Below are 3,784 nucleotides of genomic sequence, written 5' to 3' on the forward strand. Positions count from 1 at the left end.
CAACGACGCCACCGCCCGCGGCTTACTCCCCGACATCAACGCCCGCGCCCGGGCACCAATACCCAACGGTGAACTCGAAACCTCATGACGAGACATGGATCTGCCCTTCTTACTACGGTCGCACTGGCAGCAGCGGCGCCAGTTGCAGGGGAGTGATTTACGTGTCGGAGCCGTCGGCGGCGGGATCGTCGCTCTTGTTCTTGCGGTCCCGGAATGCGCCGACGAACATGTAGCCGGCGTAGCAGAAGAGGCCGCCGACGACGATCGTGATCATCATCGCCCGCTGCTGGCCGGTGATGACGCTGTTGACGTAACCCATATAGGGCACGCTGTACCAGACCTTGCCCCGTACCTGCTCCGGAACAACAGGATTGGTATCCGGCGAGGGATTGGCGTCACCCTGGGTGACGTAGGTGATCTCGCCCTGCGAGTTCTGCCGCACCATGATGATGCGGTGAGTGACCACCTCGGGGTTCCCCGATTCCTTCTGGAAAGTGATCGCGTCGCCCGCCGTCAGCGCTGCCGGGTCCTGAGGCTTGACCACGATCAGGGTTCCCGGCGGATAGGTCGGCACCATCGAACCGGTGAGCACGGTGTAGGGCGTCGACCCGGTGAGCCTGGGGATGACGATCGTCAGCGCGAGGATCGCGACCAGCACCAGGAGCAACAGCCACGAGACGATGCTCTTGACCCACCCCCACACACTCGTGTCCTGCTCTTCGACCTGCACTGCATGACTCATCGAGATTCGGCCGCGAACGTGAAGGTCGCGGTGGTACTCGCGCTCGGCTGCGCGGCCGCACCGACGGTGCCGCGCAGGCACAGCACCTCACTGGCGCCGGGCTGGACGGAACGCCACTGGGGGGCGGTCGGCGCCTGGGCGCCGATCATCGGACCGTCGTAGATCTGAGTCGCCCCGGCCGGAGCGCCCTGTGCCGGGCAGGCCGCCTCGTTCGCCACCGCGGAGATCGTCAAGTTCAGTGGCACAGCGGAATTGGACTGGGCCGCATTCTGCAGCCGGTACTTCATCAGCACGTCGCCGGAGTTGTAGATGGTGACCGGCGCCTGTGCGTAGTCTCCAGGCCCCCCGTTCGCCTTGGCCAGCGCGGAGAACGGGTAGTTGCTCACCCCACTGCCGCCGATCGAGAGGTCAAGGATGCCCGAGTGGATGGTCCCGCCGTCCACGGTCTGCGTCTGGCTCCACAGCGCACCGGTCTGCTGGGCCGACATCAGCGCCACGCCGACGATCGCCGCTCCGCCAAATGCCAGCCAACGGGTCTTGTTCGACATGGGTCTACACCTGCTTCAGAGTGACGTTGAAGTTGGACAGGTCGATCCGGGCGGACTGAGCGGTGGCGCCCGCGGTTGCCGGCTTGAAGGCGAGGACCACCTTCACGTCGACGACCTTGCCGTTCTGCGCCGGCGTGATCACCACGCCGCCTGCGTTCGACGGGAGTGAGGCACCACCGGAGGTCGCGGTCACCGAGGTGGCCATCGCGGCCTTCAACGCCGGGTCTCCGGTGATGGTGGCATTGTCGACCGTCAGGTTCGCCCGCAGGTTGGTGCCCTGAGCCGTCACCACGAAACTCGCCGTGTAGGTGACGGTGTCACCGGGCACCGCACGGAAGTCCGTGATCGTCACGGCGCCGTGCTGATCCACCCAGGCCGGCGATCCGCTCTGGGTGAGGGCAAGCGCGCCCGCACCGACCCCGCCGCCACCGATGCTGACGCCGGAATTCCATGCGGCCATGGTGCCGGCGCCCCCGGCCAGTAGGACGGTCGCGGCACCCGCCGCGATCGCGCCCTTCATCTTGTTGTTCATGTCATGGTCAGCTTTCGTAGGACCCCGTCGGGGGTAGGAAGATTCGGTCTCGGAGCGCTGCTGCTACTTGACGAGAGCCGCAATCTCCGCGGGTAGGTCACCGGCCTCGGGGTCGACCTTCGTCTTCGTCCAACCCCCGGACGCGTCGACGCGGTACAGCGCACCGCCGTCGGCAATCCAGAGCGAGTCGGAGCCGTCGGCCCACTTCACGATCGCCTTGCTACTGACCGGCGTGGTGGAAACGGTCGCCCCGGCCTTGTCAGTGATCACGACTTGAGACGACGACACCTGTGCCGCATAGGTGCCCGAATCCGACGTGTTCGCCAGGCTCAACCCGCCCGACGGTGAGGCCACGGCCTCCACCTCCGCCGCCTTGGCCTCGGTTGTGGTCGGGGCAGGCGGAGCCGTGGTGGTCGTCGGCGCCGTAGTGGTCGTCGGCGCCGTGGTGGTCGACGGCGCCGTGGTGGTCAACGGCGCGGTCGTCGTCGGCTTCAACACCTCGGTCATGGTGGTCGTGGACGGCACCGTCGTCGTAGCCTTCGGCTGCTCGGTCGTGGTGGTCGGCGCGACCGAGGTGGTGGCCGTCGGAGCTGTGGTCGTGGACGGAGCGGTCGACGTGGTCGTCGACGGAGCGGCCGCGGCCTCAGCCGAGGGCGTCCCACCCGCGGCCATGCGTGCGGCGAGGGCCGCTACCCCGTCGGGATTCTCGTTCGCCGGGTTCGGCACGCCGGGCTGGAACCCACCGGAGCAGTAGGTGTCCTGCGGAGTGGCGGTCCAGATGCCCTGGCCTTTCCAGCCGGTCGAGACGTTGGTTCCGTTCTTCGTGTGGACCTCTGCGATGTAACCCCGGCCGTAGTAATCACCGTTGAAGTCGACGGAGGTTCCGGTGACGTTGTCGTTGGTCTGGACGACCTCCGCAGGGTTGTTGTCACGCCGGACGATCACCTTGTAGGTGTAAGCCGTCCCGGTCGGCGAATTGCCGAGGCTGGGCCACGAGATCCTGGCGGAGCGGAAACCCAGCGTGCCAGTGTTGTTGCAATTCACCGTGGACACCAGCGGAGTCGGGTAGAAGTTGCCCGAGGAGAACGAGCTGGTCGCGATGGCGCTGTCGGTGAACGCGGCCGTCGTCCCGACCGCCGTGGCACCGAACGCCGTCAGCCCGACCGCCCCGAGCACCATCAGCGACCGCGCGGGCAGCATGGCCCGAATCGGAGTCAGGTGCCGCGCGGGCATCTCGAACTGCTGGGTCGGCGCGTCCTCGAAGTCGTCCTGCGCCACCGGGTTCGGCTGGGGCTCCGAGGACTCCGCCGGGCCAGGGGTACCGCCGCCGTTGCCGGGGTCGTCATCGTCCCTGTGTCCGGCCGGCCGGAAGGCGATCACCATCAGACCTCCGACGAAGGCGCCACCGAGGAAGATCGCGAGCGGCGAGGACAGCCATGCCACCGCGTATCCCAGACCCGGGAGGCTGAAGAACACCCGATCGGCCTCGGTCACGGTGTACGGCGAGATATCCGCATCCTGGTTGGCGTCGCCCTTGAGGATCAGTACGGAGGTGTCCGCGTCGGACGAGACGATCTCCTTGACGCGGTGCGTGATTCGGGTGCCCTGCTCGTTGAGGACACTGACCACGTCACCCACCGCGAGATCCGCGGCGGGCACAGTGTGCGAGAGGGCGAGCGAGCCGGTGGTGATGTCCGGGGACATCGAGCCGGAACGGAAGATCAGCGGCTTGACGCCGAAGAAGAACGACGCAGCGGCGGCGAGCACGCAGATCAGACCGGCGATTGCGCCGACGTTCAGTGCGATCTCACGACCGGTCCGGCTACGATCCGATTTCATCGGAGTTCCTTGAGTGGTCATGGCGCGCTCACGCCGTGGTTGCGTTGAAGTTGAACGAGGTGTTCACCGTCTGGTTCTGCACCGCCGTCGTCGCAGCCGAATCCAACGTCACCTGGAAACACA

Annotated in this window: 4 protein-coding genes; all 4 read right to left on the reverse strand. The window is 66.8% G+C overall.

The features are described 5' to 3' along the window. Positions 1 to 157: 157 nt before the first annotated feature. Positions 158 to 742 carry a signal peptidase I gene (locus BR31_RS0124960; RefSeq protein WP_027503339.1) on the reverse strand — a complete coding sequence of 195 codons (585 nt, stop codon included), beginning with the start codon at positions 740 to 742 and terminating at the stop codon, positions 158 to 160. Beyond that, positions 739 to 1,290, reverse strand: coding sequence for a hypothetical protein (locus BR31_RS0124965; protein ID WP_027503340.1), 552 nt, complete (start codon positions 1,288 to 1,290; stop codon positions 739 to 741). Before BR31_RS0124965 ends, BR31_RS0124960 begins: the two co-directional genes overlap by 4 nt. A gap of 4 nt (positions 1,291 to 1,294) precedes the next feature. Further along, positions 1,295 to 1,822: an alternate-type signal peptide domain-containing protein gene (locus BR31_RS0124970; protein WP_027503341.1), complete on the reverse strand. Its 528-nt coding sequence runs from the start codon at positions 1,820 to 1,822 to the stop codon at positions 1,295 to 1,297. A 63-nt stretch (positions 1,823 to 1,885) separates the two neighbouring features. Then, positions 1,886 to 3,661, reverse strand: a complete 1,776-nt coding sequence (locus BR31_RS32020; RefSeq protein ID WP_197023710.1) for a signal peptidase I — start codon at positions 3,659 to 3,661, stop codon at positions 1,886 to 1,888. Positions 3,662 to 3,784: the final 123 nt, after the last annotated feature.

Source organism: Rhodococcus sp. UNC363MFTsu5.1 (genome assembly GCF_000686785.1).
Taxonomy (GTDB): Bacteria; Actinomycetota; Actinomycetes; order Mycobacteriales; family Mycobacteriaceae; genus Rhodococcus_G; species Rhodococcus_G maanshanensis.

Coding starts and splice junctions, on each gene's coding strand:
- BR31_RS0124965 (WP_027503340.1), bottom strand. CDS start 1,290: ATGTCGAACAAGACCCGTTGGCTGGCATTTGGCGGAGCGGCGATCGTC.
- BR31_RS32020 (WP_197023710.1), bottom strand. CDS start 3,661: ATGAAATCGGATCGTAGCCGGACCGGTCGTGAGATCGCACTGAACGTC.
- BR31_RS0124960 (WP_027503339.1), bottom strand. CDS start 742: ATGAGTCATGCAGTGCAGGTCGAAGAGCAGGACACGAGTGTGTGGGGG.
- BR31_RS0124970 (WP_027503341.1), bottom strand. CDS start 1,822: ATGAACAACAAGATGAAGGGCGCGATCGCGGCGGGTGCCGCGACCGTC.